16 protein-coding genes and 1 pseudogene are annotated in these 16,651 nt (G+C 41.4%); 10 read left to right on the forward strand and 7 right to left on the reverse strand.

What is annotated here, in order from left to right; all coding sequences use genetic code 11:
- Positions 1 to 71: 71 nt before the first annotated feature.
- Together IQ274_RS06470 and IQ274_RS06475 are read right to left on the reverse strand one after the other, a co-directional pair.
- The gene (locus tag IQ274_RS06470; protein WP_194141728.1) at positions 72 to 1,007 is read right to left on the reverse strand and encodes an AAA family ATPase; all 936 of its coding nucleotides are present in this window, start codon (positions 1,005 to 1,007) and stop codon (positions 72 to 74) included.
- Positions 992 to 1,987: a hypothetical protein gene (locus IQ274_RS06475; RefSeq protein ID WP_194141729.1), complete on the reverse strand. Its 996-nt coding sequence runs from the start codon at positions 1,985 to 1,987 to the stop codon at positions 992 to 994. Before IQ274_RS06475 ends, IQ274_RS06470 begins: the two co-directional genes overlap by 16 nt.
- Before the next feature lie 939 nt (positions 1,988 to 2,926).
- Here IQ274_RS06475 and IQ274_RS06480 point away from each other — a divergent pair.
- Positions 2,927 to 3,133, forward strand: a pseudogene (locus IQ274_RS06480) (peptide chain release factor 1); the annotation flags it as partial.
- 30 nt (positions 3,134 to 3,163) lie between these two features.
- Here the strand turns inward: IQ274_RS06480 and IQ274_RS06485 are convergent.
- Positions 3,164 to 3,589, reverse strand: a complete 426-nt coding sequence (locus IQ274_RS06485) for a hypothetical protein (protein WP_194141730.1) — start codon at positions 3,587 to 3,589, stop codon at positions 3,164 to 3,166.
- A gap of 240 nt (positions 3,590 to 3,829) precedes the next feature.
- Here IQ274_RS06485 and IQ274_RS06490 point away from each other — a divergent pair, with 240 nt between their 5' ends.
- The 9 genes from IQ274_RS06490 to IQ274_RS06530 all read left to right on the forward strand — a co-directional run bounded on the left by IQ274_RS06490 (position 3,830) and on the right by IQ274_RS06530 (position 11,358).
- Positions 3,830 to 4,192 (forward strand): helix-turn-helix domain-containing protein, encoded by a 363-nt coding sequence (locus IQ274_RS06490; protein ID WP_012410694.1) that lies wholly within the window; start codon positions 3,830 to 3,832, stop codon positions 4,190 to 4,192.
- Positions 4,193 to 4,222: 30 nt separating this feature from the next.
- Complete coding sequence (locus IQ274_RS06495; protein WP_228058056.1) at positions 4,223 to 4,342, forward strand: DUF29 domain-containing protein; 120 nt, start codon at positions 4,223 to 4,225, stop codon at positions 4,340 to 4,342.
- Positions 4,343 to 4,651: 309 nt separating this feature from the next.
- Complete coding sequence (locus IQ274_RS36330; protein ID WP_228058057.1) at positions 4,652 to 4,921, forward strand: hypothetical protein; 270 nt, start codon at positions 4,652 to 4,654, stop codon at positions 4,919 to 4,921.
- 255 nt (positions 4,922 to 5,176) lie between these two features.
- Entirely contained in the window at positions 5,177 to 5,674 is a 498-nt protein-coding gene (locus IQ274_RS06505) for a hypothetical protein (RefSeq protein WP_194141731.1), read from the forward strand.
- A gap of 34 nt (positions 5,675 to 5,708) precedes the next feature.
- Entirely contained in the window at positions 5,709 to 6,515 is an 807-nt protein-coding gene (locus IQ274_RS06510; RefSeq protein ID WP_194141732.1) for an Rpn family recombination-promoting nuclease/putative transposase, read from the forward strand.
- Between the two features lie 155 nt (positions 6,516 to 6,670).
- Positions 6,671 to 8,356, forward strand: a complete 1,686-nt coding sequence (locus tag IQ274_RS06515; protein ID WP_194141733.1) for an ABC-F family ATP-binding cassette domain-containing protein — start codon at positions 6,671 to 6,673, stop codon at positions 8,354 to 8,356.
- Positions 8,357 to 8,579: 223 nt separating this feature from the next.
- Positions 8,580 to 10,178, forward strand: coding sequence for a 2,3-bisphosphoglycerate-independent phosphoglycerate mutase (gpmI, locus tag IQ274_RS06520; RefSeq protein ID WP_163927964.1), 1,599 nt, complete (start codon positions 8,580 to 8,582; stop codon positions 10,176 to 10,178).
- A 120-nt stretch (positions 10,179 to 10,298) separates the two neighbouring features.
- Positions 10,299 to 10,532, forward strand: coding sequence for a preprotein translocase subunit SecG (secG, locus tag IQ274_RS06525; RefSeq protein WP_012410686.1), 234 nt, complete (start codon positions 10,299 to 10,301; stop codon positions 10,530 to 10,532).
- A 10-nt stretch (positions 10,533 to 10,542) separates the two neighbouring features.
- On the forward strand, positions 10,543 to 11,358 hold the full coding sequence (locus tag IQ274_RS06530; RefSeq protein ID WP_163927966.1) for a peptidase: 816 nt from the start codon (positions 10,543 to 10,545) through the stop codon (positions 11,356 to 11,358).
- 242 nt (positions 11,359 to 11,600) lie between these two features.
- Here IQ274_RS06530 and IQ274_RS06535 read toward each other — a convergent pair whose 3' ends face one another.
- The 4 genes from IQ274_RS06535 to deoC all read right to left on the reverse strand — a co-directional run bounded on the left by IQ274_RS06535 (position 11,601) and on the right by deoC (position 16,550).
- A complete protein-coding gene (locus IQ274_RS06535) occupies positions 11,601 to 12,749 on the reverse strand; it encodes a glycosyltransferase family 4 protein (protein WP_163927968.1) in 1,149 nt (382 codons plus the stop codon).
- Positions 12,750 to 13,103: 354 nt separating this feature from the next.
- Positions 13,104 to 14,735 (reverse strand): MFS transporter, encoded by a 1,632-nt coding sequence (locus IQ274_RS06540; RefSeq protein WP_194141780.1) that lies wholly within the window; start codon positions 14,733 to 14,735, stop codon positions 13,104 to 13,106.
- Positions 14,722 to 15,624, reverse strand: a complete 903-nt coding sequence (recO, locus tag IQ274_RS06545) for a DNA repair protein RecO (protein WP_194141734.1) — start codon at positions 15,622 to 15,624, stop codon at positions 14,722 to 14,724. The genes IQ274_RS06540 and recO overlap by 14 nt, the downstream gene beginning before the upstream one ends.
- A 245-nt stretch (positions 15,625 to 15,869) precedes the next feature.
- A complete protein-coding gene (deoC, locus tag IQ274_RS06550; protein WP_163927973.1) occupies positions 15,870 to 16,550 on the reverse strand; it encodes a deoxyribose-phosphate aldolase in 681 nt (226 codons plus the stop codon).
- Positions 16,551 to 16,651 lie beyond the last annotated feature (101 nt).

Here is a 16,651-nt window from a genome sequence, read left to right on the forward strand (position 1 = left end):
CTTATCGAAACAGTCAGTAGCTGCTTGTCTAAATTTTATCTTTTATGGGCAGCAGATTTGACCGGAAAGTTTTAAATCTTTGAACCTATACGGGCTAGATAACGGCGATGATCGTCCCAGCTTTTGAGTAGTACACCGGGATAGGGGAGTTTACTATCCAGTTTCTCTAAAATTTCATCTTGAGGATACCGGCGTAAAACCCGAAACCAATCGAGTAGTTCACTAGTACTAACTTTTTTGCTGGACTCTCCTCTATCTTTTTTCATTTCATCACGCAATTGCATAAAGCGAGCGATCGCTTTATTAACCAGTAAATCTGGTGACATCGGAAAGTGAGTATTGACGATTTCTATCAATCGCTCAATGTTAGGAAACTCAACATAGTGAAATAAACATCGACGCAAGAAGGCATCAGGTAAATCTTTTTCATCATTACTAGTAATGATCACAATTGAATCCGCTTTGGCCTCAATTTCCTCACCTGTTTCCTCAACTACAAACCTTCGCTCATCTAACTCCAGTAGCAGGTCGTTGGGGAAATCAATGTCCGCTTTATCAATTTCGTCAATCAGCACAACAGTAGGCTTTTCCTGCTGAAACGCCCGTCCTAATGGTCCCCAACGCACATAGGCTGATGGTTCGTCAATTCGCTGGAGCTGTTCTGCACTCAAAAGACCGGAAGCAGCAAGTTGAGCATCTCGGAGCCGTCCGACTGCATCGTAGGTATATAAACCATCCCTAGCCCGACTAGTGGATTTAACATACCAAGCTTCTAGCTTTAAACCCAGCTCGTAAGCAACAGCATTTGCCAACTGAGTTTTGCCGCATCCTGGTTCCCCCTTGAGTAGTAACGGTCGCCTCAGGTAAACTGCGAGGTTAACTACTTCAACTAATTCCGAACTTGGTAAATAGGGATATAAAAGCTGTCCGTTTACTTTGCGTTCTGCTGGTTTAGGTTGGACTTTGCCTGTGTATTCAGGTATTCGATCGCTTAGAGCTTTAACCATTTTCTCTCTTCTTCACACCAGTCACAGCCAGATAGTCGGCAAATTTCTTCTATTACGGGTTCTGGAATTCCATTATCACTATTTTGGAGGATCATTTGCACTGTTTGATCTACGTCCTCCGCTGTTAATGTCGGTGGTAGTTCTTCAGTTTCGTACCCTTGCCAAAGCCAATCTTCTAACTCATCTTCGGAAAATTCCGTAATTGCTGGTAGTTTGACTGGAGTATCTGGTTTCCATGTGGGAAGCAGTTTATCCGCAAATGACATGTTCCAAGAACCTACACAGCCGTCATAATCAATTAGAAACATGAGTAACTTAAATTGTTGTTTTTGAGTAATTATTTCTTTAGCTTTACTCGCCAATGGTTGCCAAAAATCCTGGAGCAAGTTGTGTAAAAAAGCTTCAGGCAAAACATGTACATTGTGAAAGATGAGCAATACATTCTGTGTTTGCCACCATTTATATACTCGTTCTGCAATTTCTGAGATAGAGCTTTGTCTGCCCAAACCCACACGAGAACTTAGTTCACGCCATAAAGCCGCTACATCGCTCTGACGAGCAATTCGACTCAGGTCTATAATTACCTCCTTGCCAGGAATGTTCTCCGGTACATGTCGTCTTGCTAACCGATTTAACAACCAGCGCTGACCGTAATATAGTGAGCCATGTATTAGAAAAGCTCCAATTGACTGAGTATCAATAAATCTTTTAAATGTCCGTACTTGCGTGTGATAACCTAGCTTTAATAAAGCATAGTATAAACGCTCACTTTCAGAAGATTTGCTCAGATTATCAAGCTGTAGTGCCATTTCATCAAGTTCTGCCTCAGCATCCTTGATTTGGTTAGCTAACTTGAAGCGAACAGCAATATCTACTTCGATCGCATAATTACGACGCAATTCAAATAACCTCTCGCTAGAAAGGTCATACTGTACTTGCAAAGCCTCTTGTTTACGTTGTAGATGTTTTTCTGGGAACATCTGTATTCAGTGTTTTTTGTAAATAGAAGTACAAATTATTTATTGCTAGGTGGTGTTTGGCTTACTTCTGCATAGTAAGCCTAAAATTACAGGTGAATAAATCTAGATTTCTGAATCAGGGCTAAAATTGCCCTTTATTTTCAATTTACGGCTGCCTCTAGGAGTTTTAATTGCTACTAGTAGAAAAATTGAAGTTGTTTGCTATCTAACTGAACACAGGTAATATTAACGTAAGTATATTAACTTCATGCTTATTTGATACCATTACCTTTTAGTTAAACCCATAGGCTTGGCTGTTAATTATCCTACAAAAATTATTTTAGATGTCCTTAGAGTAATTACGCAGGAACTCATAGTTAGAGAAGGTTCTTTCTCCAAATACTGGTAATTTCTTCTCGTGTTTGATAAGCACACTGTCTATTTATTTGCTCAATTGAAGCGATCGTCTTTCTGTTATGGTTATCAGCCTTTATCAGGTTCACGCACTTCTTAATTCAACCACAAGCAAAGTGAGCTTTTTAAATTTGCTATCAAAAAGGGAGCGTTTGAGATGGTGCATTATTGGTACTAGTCACAAAGGCTGGAGATAAATTATATAGATCAAAATATACCAGAGTTTATGCTTTAAAAGCAATGTCAACCAAAACAGGTTGGCTGAAGGAATGTTGTTTTCTGTGTGACAAAAGCCAAGGTTGCAATCACCAAAACTTTAGGAGTTTTGTCAAACTGAATATCTTGCACCATTTTTCATAACCGTAGGAGAGCAACCAGATCCCCAGTCCAGTAGAAGTGGTTGGCAAAAGGTAAGGTTTTTTAAACAGCATTGAAAAATACCTACATTGATTTAATCAAAAAAACTGCCGACGATTCCAACAAAGTTAATTATTTAATCTAAATATATGTAATAAAGTAGTCAAAGTCCGAAGTATCAAACTAGAGCGATCGCAGGTTAGTACTGGATCGCGACGATCGGAAAAAATTCGCACCTATAATTATAAAGATAACCGCGCTACCGATCATCGGTTAGGTTAGAATTATCCTCTTACCCCTGTTTTGGATGGTGATTTAGAGACACTTATCCAATCTTGTATATCTCTAGACCAACAGGAACGTCTCGCGGAGTTAGCGACTTCTGCCGCTAACTAATTTCTGTTGTTAAATATCCTGTAAAACCACTTATTGAACTGTTGTTTTCAACACAGACAGGTGGTTTTCTAATATTGCGTGGAGTGTATCTTCTATTTCACTGGGATAATGGTAATAGGCAAATTCGTACTTCATAAGGTAATTTAACTTTGCCCATTCCTTCAGGGTTTCACAGGTATAAATTAGCTTTTCCACTTCTTCTTGCCAACGTGCAAAAATCCGATAGCTAAAAAAGCTGCTGCATATATTGCCTTTTGCATCCCAGTAGGAAATACATACTTGATGCTTCAGAAGGTGGATTTTTTTGATTTGCTTAACATCGTAGCCTTTAACTTTTAAAGCTTCTTTGGTTTCTGTGTCAGAAATGTTCCACTGTTCTGGTTTAATTTTATTAGTGGCTATAAGGTTTTTACCTTTGCGGCGATATTGGTTAATTTTGCGTGGCTTGCGAAACATGATGCACCTTCGATATTATTTCTTCGCAGCAAAGTCTAGCTACTAGCACAAGCGCCGTAGCAAACTAAGTTTTTTGGGTTGGTTAAAGATAGATGGGTTATTCTACTAGCTTGATGCCTGTAGTTGCCAATTTACAACCAGAGATATAGTTTAGTACTAAAACACAAGGCTGTCAATATAAAAGTAAACTTGTATTATTGAAAGTAAACTTGTAAATAAAGTTGGCTAGCTATATAAGCAGTGAAGATCGAAAGCAAACAAAAACTGATTGAAATCATTAAACTAGCTCGCGGTTCAATGAGTCAGCGAGCATTTGGTAAGCTTTTGGGAGTATCTGCTACTGCCGTTCAGATGTGGGAAAAAGGTGTGAAGGTGCCAGATACAGAAAATTTGGCTCGAATCGCATCGAAAGCAGGCTACACAATGGAAGAGTTAATCAGCTGCATAGATGGCAAGCCAATTCCAGAAACCTCAGATTTGAGTCTGATTCTTAGACAAATCCAGCACATGCCTTTGGCCCAAGTGGCTCAAATTGTGCAAGCTGCGGCAGATAGATTGGCGGCTGTGGCTGAAGCATCCGGGGATGAGGCGAAGGCTAGTTGAATATTTTTCAGGATTGAAGCGGGAGTCTATTTGTCGCTACGAGAAACTAACTTACCATTACGAACTTTTCCAGAGCATTACCCCTATTTATTTGATGATGCGATCGCATACAATTTTCTGTGCGATATTCGTCAAGACTGGGAAGGATAATTCCTGCCATTTTCCTTACAATCATTTGTTATTTGGAGATACCTTAAGTAGAATGAGGTGAAAAAATTATATAGTTATAAGTTTTACTCCAAGGTAGTTAGATATAGTTACATCTATGAAACAATTAATAGAAAATGTAAAACAAACTATAGCGCAAAAAGAAATACTTTGGGCTTATCCAATTGCACTGAAATTACAAAAAATCACTATAGTTTGGCAATCCAATGGGCAATAGAATGCATACAAATATATTCATCCGAGATTGAATCGGACAAACTCTCCCAGCTTAATAAATATATTCAGCAAGCTTTGTCAAAGCCAAATTTTTTAACTCCTTTACAGTGTGATGAAATTAGTCGAGAAATATGGTATTTGCCTGAAAGGGAAGAAATTCAAACTGCAATAGCTCGACTATGGGGTTCTATGGCAGCTTTTAAAGATGGAGAGGATCGTGGTGGAGTAATCGAAACCACTAGGGCAGTCGAATTAGTATTACCTGATATATACGATCGTCGTCTATTAGATCGATACCTGGAAGCTGCTGTAATAATTTTTGAAGAATACGAATCACAAAACTAGGCGTGTGAGTAGCAAAATCGCATTGATTCACCTGGCGATCGCTAATTTTGGCTGAGTTAGAGGTTCTGGTAGAAATACATAACGGCTGCACAAACTAAGTCCGTCTGCGTGGACTCCAGCAAGTTGAAACCCACGAAGGTGGGTTTTGTTTGTATCGCTGCGGTTTCTAATCGCCAGTGCTAGGGTATTTTACTGGCAGTTAAGGAATAAATGGTTTTAAAATGGTGCAATCTTAAAATATTTAGGGGTGCAGCTATGTCGCTACGCAATGAGCCTTTAGATTGGCAACTTGAAACGAACAATCCTTATATACCAGTTTATCATCAAGGGAATTTGGTGGGATTTTTTAAACCAGAATATGCCAGTGAAATTATTCAAAATTTAAATGAAGAAGAAGTTTTAAAGAAAGCGCTGAAAATGGCTTGTACTGATTTAATTAAAAAAATCGGTGGCGATACCAGAAAAGTCAATTATTTAATGGAAAAATATGTAAAAACTAGTGAGCGTCCGAAGCATGGAACTAGAGCGATCGCAGTTTTACTTCAGGATAGGCAAAAAGAGCTTGACTTGAGTAACCAGGAGTTTGCTAAATTTTGCGATACCTTCAAATTATCTCCGACTGAACTGAATAATATCTATGCTGGAGAAGCATTTGATGATAGTTTGTTAGCGCCTCTTTCACGTATATTAGGGATGGCAAAAGAGCAATTGCTGAAAGTGCGAGATGGTTCTGAAGAATCAAATAACACATGAACGGCAAATCAAAATATTCAAATAATATAAAATTGTGAAAACAGACATCATCTTTTATCGGCTGTTTCAAGAATTTCCTGATATCTTCTTTGAAATTATTGGTAATTCTCCAGAAGAGGCTAGCCTTTATCAATTTTCATCAGTTGAAATCAAACAAACAGCCTTCAGAATCGATGGTGTGTTTCTGCCTACACAAGGAAGCGAGAACCCGATTTACTTTGTTGAAGTGCAATTTCAAACTGATGGGGAAATTTATTCACGGCTAATTGCAGAAATATGTTTATACCTCCGTCAGAATCAACCATTAAATGACTGGGGTGCTGTGGTTTTATACCCAAATAGGAATGTAGATACAGGCGATATTAAACATTACCGTGAGTTTTTCACAAGTGGGCGCGTCAGGCGCATTTATTTGGATGAATTAGGTGAAGGTGCATCGCTTCCAATTGGCATTGCAACTGCTAAATTAGTAATTGCAACTGACGATATAGCGATCGCTAAAGCAAGGGAGTTGATAGACAGAACCAAGTCAGAGATAAACTCACCATCAAAACAGCAGCAATTATTACAATTTATAGAGACTATTTTGGTTTACAAATTTCCTGCAATGAGTAGGGAGGAGATCGAGCAAATGTTTAGCTTAAGCGAGTTAAAGCAAACCAGATTTTATCAGGAAGCCTTTCAGGAAGGTGTTGAACAAGGCATCGAACAAGGTGAGATTAAAGGGAAACTAAAAGCAGTACCAGCAATGTTGGCAGCAGGGTTGACTGTAGAACAAGTAGCAGAGGCGTTAGATTTGAGTGTCGAAGAAGTCAGACAAGTAGCAAAAAGGCAGCCTTAAGATAGATGTGGTAAATTTTATCCGTAGCTCAAGCCAAATTTGGTTTGCGGCTTCCAGACTTTCTCACGACGAATTTATAGTTAATTTTTGTTAATATTAGAGGCGGTGTTAGTACTTCGTCCTCAACCACCCACTCCCTACCTGAGAGAAACTTAATGCTGCGACTAGAACATATAAGTAAAATTTATCCCACAGGCGAAGTTCTCAAAGATATCAACTGGGAAGTTAAACCAGGCGATCGCATTGGCTTAGTCGGTGTCAACGGTGCTGGAAAATCCACCCAGTTAAAGATCATTTCTGGGGAAATTGAACCCACTGCCGGCGAAATCATTCGCCCTAATAGCTTACATATAGCCTACCTCAACCAAGAGTTTGAAGTAGACCCCACCCGCACCGTTAGAGAAGAATTTTGGACTGTCTTCAAAGAAGCCAACGAAGTACAGCTATCTCTGGCGCATATACCACAAGAGATGGAAACGGCTAGCCCAGAGGAACTAGATCGACTGATCGACAAGTTGGATCGGTTGCAGCGCAAATTTGAAGCCTTAGACGGCTACAACTTAGATGCACGCATCGGGAAAATTCTACCAGAAATGGGGTTTGGGCTAGAAGATGGCGATCGCCTCGTCAGTGCCTTCAGTGGTGGTTGGCAAATGCGGATGAGTTTAGGTAAAATTCTCCTGCAAAAACCCGACTTGTTGCTGCTGGATGAACCGACTAACCACTTAGATTTAGAAACCATTGAGTGGTTGGAAAATTACCTCAGAGGGCTGATTACGCCGATGGTAATAGTCTCCCATGACCGGGAGTTCCTTGACCGCCTCTGCACCCAAATTGTGGAAACTGAACGTGGTGTTTCCAGTACTTACCTTGGTAATTACTCGGCATATTTAGAACAAAAAGCCGAAAGCCAATCAGCACAGCTTAGTGCTTACGAACGTCAGCAAAAAGAATTAGAGAAACAGCAAACCTTTGTTGATAGATTTCGCGCCAGTGCTACCCGCAGTACCCAGGCAAAAAGCCGGGAAAAGCAACTCGACAAAATTGAGCGCATTGAAGCACCTATCGCTGGGGTAAGAACTCTGCACTTTCGTTTTCCCCCTGCACCTCGCAGTGGACGCGAGGTAGTTGACATTAAAGATTTAACTCATCTTTATGGTGATAAAATCCTGTTTTTGGCAGCAAATCTCCTAATTGAAAGAGGCGATCGCATTGCTTTTCTTGGCCCTAACGGTGCTGGAAAATCTACTCTGTTGCGTGTAATTATGGGGATGGAACCACCCACTGAAGGTAGCGTTCAATTAGGAGATCATAATGTTATTCCCGGTTACTTTGAGCAAAATCAAGCTGAAGCTTTGGACTTGAAGAAGACTGTCATGGAAACTATCCATGATGAAGTTCCCGACTGGGATAATCAAGAAGTCCGCACGCTTTTGGGACGCTTCTTATTTACGGGTGATACTGTATTTAAGGCAGTTGGGGCATTAAGTGGAGGAGAAAAAGCTCGTTTGGCGTTAGCAAAAATGCTCTTACGTCCCGCGAACTTACTAATTTTAGATGAGCCGACAAACCACCTAGATATTCCAGCGAAAGAAATGCTGGAAGAAGCGCTGAAAAACTATGATGGTACGGCAATTGTAGTTTCCCACGATCGCTACTTTATTTCTCAAGTAGCTAACAAAATTGTCGAAATACGTGATGGTGAATTCCGGGTTTACTTAGGAGATTATCATTACTATCTCCAGAAAATTGCCGAAGAAAAAGAACAGGCAAAACTAGCTGCGATCGCTGCCGAAAAAGCTGCTAAAAAAGCTGCAAAAGCTTCTACCAAAAAGAAATAAGAGATTGAATACGGACTTAGTAGTAGTGCTAAAATGCTACTACTAAGTGATCACTTATTTATTAGCGCTCAACAAAATTACAGAAAAATCGCTAAAGTTTAAAAAATATTTCAAAAAACGTGTAAGTCTTTCATAAAAGAAATTAATAAGCAAAAATTCACTTGCGACGTGGATTAGCAATGGTATCATTCGGGTATTACAAAAAGTAAAGGGCAATTTTACTATGACCAAAGCACCTGTTGCTCCTGTGGTGCTAGTCATTTTAGACGGATGGGGCTACTGCGAGGAAAAGCGAGGAAACGCTATTGTTGCTGCTAAAACTCCCATTGTGGACAGTTTATGGGCAGCTTACCCGCATACTCTCATCCGCACATCAGGAAAAGCCGTAGGGTTGCCAGAGGGTCAAATGGGCAACTCGGAAGTTGGTCATTTGAACATTGGTGCTGGGCGAGTGGTACCGCAAGAACTTGTACGCATCTCCGATGCAGTCGAAGACGGTTCTATTGCCTTAAACCCAGCACTTGTCAAAATTTGCCAGGAAGTTCGTTCTCGGAATAGCAAGCTACATCTAGTCGGGCTTTGTTCTGAGGGAGGGGTACATTCGCATATCACCCATCTATTCGGACTACTTGACTTAGCCAAAAACCAGCAAATTCCAGAAGTTTGTATCCACGCCATCACCGATGGTCGTGACACCGCCCCAACAGAAGGGGTAAAAGCAATCACACTGCTGCAAGATTATATAGACCGCACAGGAATTGGACGCATAGTCACCCTCAGCGGTCGCTACTACGCGATGGATCGTGATCACCGATGGGATCGGGTCAAACGCGCCTACGACGTGATGACCCAAGATGGTACAGGTGATAATCGCACGGCTGTGGAAATCTTGCAAGCATCTTACGCCGAAGGGGTAAAAGATGAATTTATCAACCCCATCCGAATTGCACCAGGCGCAATAGAACCAGGGGATGGGGTGATATTTTTCAACTTCCGCCCCGATCGCTCCAGACAACTGACTCAAGCTTTGGTCAGTCCCACTTTTAACGGTTTTGAAAGACAGCAAATCACACCGCTGTCTTTTGTCACGTTTACACAGTATGATTCAGATTTACCAGTGGCTGTAGCCTTTGAGCCGCAGAATCTCAGTAATATTCTGGGAGAAGTAATAGCTAATCATGGTCTGAATCAGTTCCGCACCGCCGAAACAGAAAAATACGCCCACGTCACCTATTTCTTTAATGGGGGTCTGGAGGAACCTTTTGCTGGAGAAGATCGGGAATTAGTAAGCAGTCCAATGGTAGCTACTTACGATCACGCCCCAGCGATGTCAGCAGCAGCAGTTACAGATGTTGCGATCGCTGCGATTCAAAAGGGTATATATTCCCTAGTTGTAATTAACTATGCTAACCCAGACATGGTAGGGCATACTGGTCAAATCGACGCTACTATTACAGCAATTGAAACAGTTGATCGCTGTTTAGGTCGCCTACTAGAGAGCGTTATCAAAGCCGGTGGGACAACAATTATTACTGCCGATCATGGCAACGCTGAGTATATGCTAGATGATGGGGGTAATCCTTGGACAGCCCACACCACTAACCCAGTCCCCTTTATATTGGTAGAAGGCGAGAAAGTCAAAATCCCTGGATATGGTACAAATGTCGAACTGCGAAGCGATGGTAAGCTATCCGACATTGCCCCCACAATTCTAGAGATTTTACAACTGCCTCAACCACCAGAGATGACAGGGCGATCGCTGCTGAAAACAGCAGATTATGAACTGCAACGCACTCGCACCCCTGTGCAAGTAGGGCTGTAAAAGAGTCCTGAGTGCTGAGTGCTGAGTCCTGAGTTAGGAGTTTTTAGCGAACTCCTAACTTTTGAATTCTGAATTCTGAATTCTGTTTTTTGAAAAATTGTTATAAATGAGATTCCTACCATGACAGCTACTAATATCGTGCAAGGCATTTGGGCATTTTCCGCCACTGGTTTGATTATCTTAGTTTTACTACATAGCCCCAAAGGTGATGGTATTGGAGCCATTGGTGGACAAGCCCAGCTATTTAGCAGTACCAAAAGTGCAGAAAACACCTTAAATCGAATTACTTGGGCATTAACAGTAATTTTCCTCGGTTTAACAGTGGTTTTAAGTGCTGGTTGGCTGCCTAAATAAGGATAGGTCAATGGGGAAAAAAACCCAACACCAAATACTTAACATCCTAATAAATTTAATCTCACAACGGTTAATTACAGCTCTTGCCTTATTTATTGGCACAGGGCTGTTTATCGTTTGTATTAATCTTCATTCGAGTTATGGGTTTACAATAAAACCAAAATATGTGTATTCAGGCTCAGTAATCTCTCTCTCCACCTCACCCACTCCAAAACCTCATCCCTTACCGCCCACACTCGCACAGTGGCAAGATAGCAGTAACAGTGGTGACTACTTTTCACAAGTCACAATAACCCAAGTTGGTTATTTAGTCTGGTCACAATTTCCTATTCGAGTTTACGTAGAAACACCAAAAGCCGTTAACGAAAAACAAGCTCAAGTATGGGTTAATGCTGTCTTGCAGGGTGTAAAAGAATGGAGCAATTATTTGCCTTTGGCAATAGTAGAACAGCCAGAAAGTGCTGATATTACCATTGTGCAAAAAGCGCCACCTCTACAAATTTCCCCTGGTAGTAATAAACCCCGTGCGCGATCGGCACAAACTACTTACGAGTTATACACTACCAACAAAGTTTTATCCCACAGCTTCACCATCTTGTTAAGCCCCAGTCAAACAGGTGAGTATCTCATTGCAGCAGCCCGCCACGAATTCGGTCATGCACTGGGAATTTGGGGTCATAGTCCGCTACAAACTGATGCCCTATATTTTTCTCAAGTTCGTAATCCGTTGCCTATTTCTTCCAGAGATGTCAATACTCTAAAACGGATTTATGAACAGCCAACTAGTTTGGGCTGGTCTTTAGAGGATAATTCTAAGATTAATTGATCAATCTGACTTGCGTCATACTTCATTTCGCTAACTACTAAGATGGTTTTGTAAAATGCCTCAATACGGTTCAGTTAAGGGCTACTGGCAAAAATTTTGGGTTTTTGAGACGCGATAAATCGCCGTCTCTACAAGTGTTTTGGTCTTATCTGAACTGTATTGAATGCTGTCTAACATAACTTGCTCGATCACATTGATTGCCATTTCATAATTTACAGTGCGATCGCACTTCTTCCCTTTCCCTAAGCTCTACGACTTAGCGGTAGAGGTCGCTGTGCTAAAACTTCCTTATAAAGTTCTTCCAGCAGAGTAATATTTTTACTGAGGGTATAGCGGTCTAATACACGCTGTCTGGCTTTTTGCCCAAGTAAAGTTGTTAACTCTGGATGGTCTTGCAATACTGGTAAGAGGGTTTTTAACTGCGATCGCGCGGTTTTAGTACTAATAACTATACCTGCACCCTTTTCTAATACTTCTCCATCTGCACCTACGTCTGTTGCTAAACAAGCCAACCCACATGACATTCCCTCTAACAGAGATAGAGACAAACCCTCTACCAATGAAGGTAGAACAAATACATCTGCGCCCCGCAAAATTTCGATCCGTCGATCTTCATCAGCAACAAATCCCAACCAGATAATGCCGTATTCTGAACCATAAAACGGCTCTAAGGAAGACTTTAAAGGGCCATCGCCAACAATTAGCAACTTCGTACCAGGCCCCATTGCCGACTGCTTCCAAGCGCGGAGTAGGGCTTCGACATTTTTCTCTGGCGCTATTCGACCTTGGTAAACAAACAAGCGTTCGGCTTTAAATTCTGCTTTGATTTGAGAAAATCCTGGAGAATACTTAACGGTATCAACACCATTGGGAATTACAGCAATATTCTCTTCCCTTACACCCATCCCTGCCAATAATTCTCGCTGAATTTGGGAAAATACAATCACGCGATCGTAGTTAACTAAAAAAGGTGCATAAAGCTGATAAGCCAAAAGTTGTGTTCCCGATATCAGCTTTGCCCCCTTGCCAGCAAACGGTGTATGGAAAGTGGCAACTAGGGGTAATCTCAGTTCCTCACAGATTTCCGGTAGAAAAAAGTCTAGAGGAGATAATGTTAAGGAAGCATGGACTACATCTGGCTTTATTTCTCGCAGCGAATCGGTTAAAACTTTGGTTGCTTTAAAAGTAGGAATTGTATAAACCTGAGACTTGTAAATGAAAGGGAGCGAAACCTCTCGAAGATTTGGCCAATTATCAGGTTCAGACTCTTCCTGTGCGAAGTGAAGAAAGCTAACTTGATGTCCCCTATCTAGCAACGCATTTGTAATTTCTCGACTGTAGGTGACATTGCCGCAAAAAGGTGATTTTTTTCCAATCCAGGCTATACGCATTCTTTATTTAGCTGTAAGAAAAGCGGGTTTGAGCTATTAATTGTGTGCCCTTTGTGATTTTTATTTTATCTAGACTATACTTGCTGGCTTTTATTTATTAAAAATTGCCACCACGTTGTAGTTTAAAAAGCATATTTGAAAGCTGATTAAACTCGTGGATTGATGGCTTTATTTATTTTACGTATAAGTTGTTAATTTCTGATACTTAAACAACTTACTCTGACTAATGTCAGATTGATATCCCACAAGTATATGATAAATTTTCACTGACCACAGTTTAGCATGAACACAAAAGCTTTAAGGAAATTAGTAATTACTTCAAGGTAATGAATAATAACTCCTCTTAGCTGATAACTACTTACGTGAGTTATACCAGGTTAATATACCTCCTAAAAAGACGATCGCAGCTAATCCCAAAAAAACTGCCTGTAATCCCACAAAGGTTTCTGCTACTCCTGCTAAAGCTAAAGGTAAGGAGAGAGCAATATTAATTACATTGTTTTGCAAGCCAAATACTTTACCACGCATTTCTGGTGGTGTTTCTGTTTGGATTGCGGTTTGCATAGGAATTCCTACTAGAGCCCCAAAGATACCTAATAACGCCACCAGTAACAGGACTAGCCACAGTTGGGTTGTAAAGATTGATAGACCAATCAGGGATGCTGTCATACCCATACAACCACAAAGACTTAGTTGGGTATAGGAAAAGCGTTGACCAAATTGGCCAAGAATTGTTGCTCCTGCAGCGATGCCAACACCGCCGGCTGCTAGTAAAAAGCCGAACTGGGAAGCTTTCATATTGGGAATTATTTCTGCCATCCGAACAGCTAGAACAGTTAATGCTGCAAAGACAGAAAACAAGATAATTAGCTGAAGTAAAGCATTGCGGACGCGATGATTTGCTTTGAGGTAGGCAAAACCATCTCGCAAATCAGAGAATACGTGAGGGAATTCTGTATCAGGGTGGTGGTGTTTTTCCTTAGTTGCTAGGAGGAATAAAATTAGTCCAGCGATCGCATAACTACCACCAACTAAAAGTTCTTTGCCCAAACTACCGCTACCACCAATTTGCGACCAAAGTCCATCTGCGATCGCTAACAAGGGTTCCCCAACAGCAAACCCAACAATCACCGATGCCATCATCGTTGTCGTATAAAGCGAATTAGCTGAGAGTAAATGCTGTTCTTCTACCACTAAGGGAATTGCTGCCTGTTCCGCCGGTGCAAAAAACTGTGTCAGTGTGGAAACTAGAAAAGTCACACCCAGGATGATCAAAAAACCTACTGGCATAACTCCTATGGGTTTCCAGCCATGAGTCAACCACAGCAGGAAGGGAATTGAGAAAACCAGGATGCCGCGCCAAATATTCGTTGCCACCAGCACAGCCTTTTTTGACCAGCGATCGACAAACACGCCAGCAACGGAACCGAATAATACGGCTGGAATCGTAAAAGCCATCATCAATACTGACACCCAACCACTAATACTCTGATTACTAGCTTGAAACTGAGTATTAATCAAAGCAATCATCAGCACCAAATAAACTTTATCTGCTAGTTGGGAGAAAACTTGACCGCCCCAAAGAGCCAGGAAATTAGGGTTTTTTAATACAGGCAAAAACCCCTGCTGTGTTACATTCCCGGAAACAGCCTCTCCACCTGAACCAGATCCATCTAATTTGGGTGATTCTGTTTCTGGGGTAGTAGCTACTGGCAAACTCTGCCCGTTGCTATTTGCCTCAGTAGTAGTTAATTTGTCCTCAGACTGTATTTCTGGAACATCAGTTTTTGGGATCTGGGCTGTCCAACTTTGATCGTTTTTAGAAACGTCTTTTGGGGACATTTCTTGGCTATTGATTTGACTAGGTGTACACTTTGAAACGGCACTCAAGTGATTCTTGACGTTAGGATCTGATATCCTATTCTGTTTTTTAACGAGGCTTGGTGACAAAGGCAGGATTTTTTTATCCAAATCAGATGGTTGCATCATGGTTGGCAGCAAAATAAGAATCGATCAAGGTAGCAGAGCGAATAGGGCGACCTAATTGATACTGAGCATACTGGCGCAAAATCTGCTCAACAGATAACCAGTTATGGTCTCTAGCACCATCAATTTGCATTATCTCTGGTTGTGACAGATGTTGAAGCAAAGCCAGTTCCATAGCACCCAGACGACTAGAAATCAAAGGTATTTCTTGCCGATGCACAACAACTGTTTGGGCATGGGGCATGGGTAATGGGGTATGGGGAATGGGGTATTGGTTATTAATCTCCCCCTCTCCCTGTATTCGTAAACGTTTCCAAGTTTCTAAGCAAATCGTTCCACCCGTAGGAACGCTAAATCCTATCTGCCAGTTGGGGTCTGTAAAGTCTGGCTTGAGGGAGCGCCCAGATAAGCAGCATACTTGCACTTGCGGCGTTACTCCTGCTAAGGCTAAAAGGTGAAACACCCCATGAGCCAGATGAGCCAAAACACCAAATGCATTTGTACTAGACAATGCTTCTAACCGATGGAGATGTTCATTGAACAACTCATAAAGTTCTTCTTGGGGTTGTTCGCTCAAAGCTTGAGAGAGGACTATTTCTGCTAAATATTGGCTAGCAGCCAATTTTCCCAAATCTTTAGCTAAACCAGGATAAGTTTTTAACGTCTGTGCTTGAGTAATTTTATCAAGCGATCGCCCTTTGGCGATCAATAGTTCATTCACAACAAACATACCACTCCTGCCGCCCAAGCTGGAGTTGTGCTTACGTGCCCCTGGAGCGACTGCTCGAATCAGACCGAATTCTGGTGTCAAAATGGTCACTATTTTATCTGATTCTCCCAGCACCTGAGTTTTAAGATTAATTCCGGTTGCTTTGTAGGTTCTACTCATTAGTCATTAGTCAATCAATTTTGGATTTTGGATTTTAGATTAACGCCATACCTAAAAGTAGGGACTTACAAAAGGAATGCAAGGATTTTAGATTTTTCCATAGTTGAAACTAGCTGCTCTGAAACCAGGTTTAAATTTTGAATCCTTCAATCCTTCAATCCAAAATCTAAAATTGGTCATTGGGTTAGGACAAAGGGCATAGATGTGCCCGCAGTTTTTCGCAGGTTAGGAAGATAAACAAATGACTATTCACCCTTCCCCAGATTATCGCGCTGGCGGATCAAATCGATACCGCGAGATGTGCCTAATCTAGTAGCACCCGCTACGATTAAGTCTAGAGCTTGATTGATAGTGCGGATACCACCCGCAGCTTTAATTCCCACTTTTTCTTTTGCCAATTCCTGCAAAAATCGCACATCTGCCACTGTTGCACCGCCATTCCAACCTGTACTAGTTTTTAAGAAAGCCGCCCCCGCCTCCATAGCTATTTCAGCAGCTATTTTTTTCTCCGCATCTGTCAACAGGTTGGTTTCCAAAATTACCTTGACAGTTTGCCCAGTCTCTTCACAAATTTCGGCAATTTCCCGGTGGACTTCTTCAGTTCTACCAGCTTTCAACCACCCCAAGTTCATGACCACATCCAACTCAGTGGCTCCATTATCCGCCGCTTCTTGAGCCTCATAGAGTTTCACTGCTGAAGTTGTCGCACCAGAGGGAAAGCCAATCACAGTACACACTTTGGGATTTTTTCCGTGGAGGAGTTCGACAGCTTGTTTGACATAGGTGGGGTACAAGCAAACTGCCGCAAAATTGAATCTATATGCTTCTTCACACCACTGCTGAACCTGCTCTGGAGTAGCCGTTGGCGTTAACAGGGCGTGATCAATAAATGGCGCAATATCAATATCTGGATAGTCTGCTGCCATCGTGTCTTCTGCCAGTAATTGATTATTAAACTTTATAAAAAATTAAAACATTTCTTATATATATATTAAACCATATTTATTACGAGTTTATCCTGAAAACA

Origin of the sequence: Nostoc sp. LEGE 12447 (assembly GCF_015206985.1) — a bacterium.
Lineage (GTDB): Bacteria > Cyanobacteriota > Cyanobacteriia > Cyanobacteriales > Nostocaceae > Nostoc.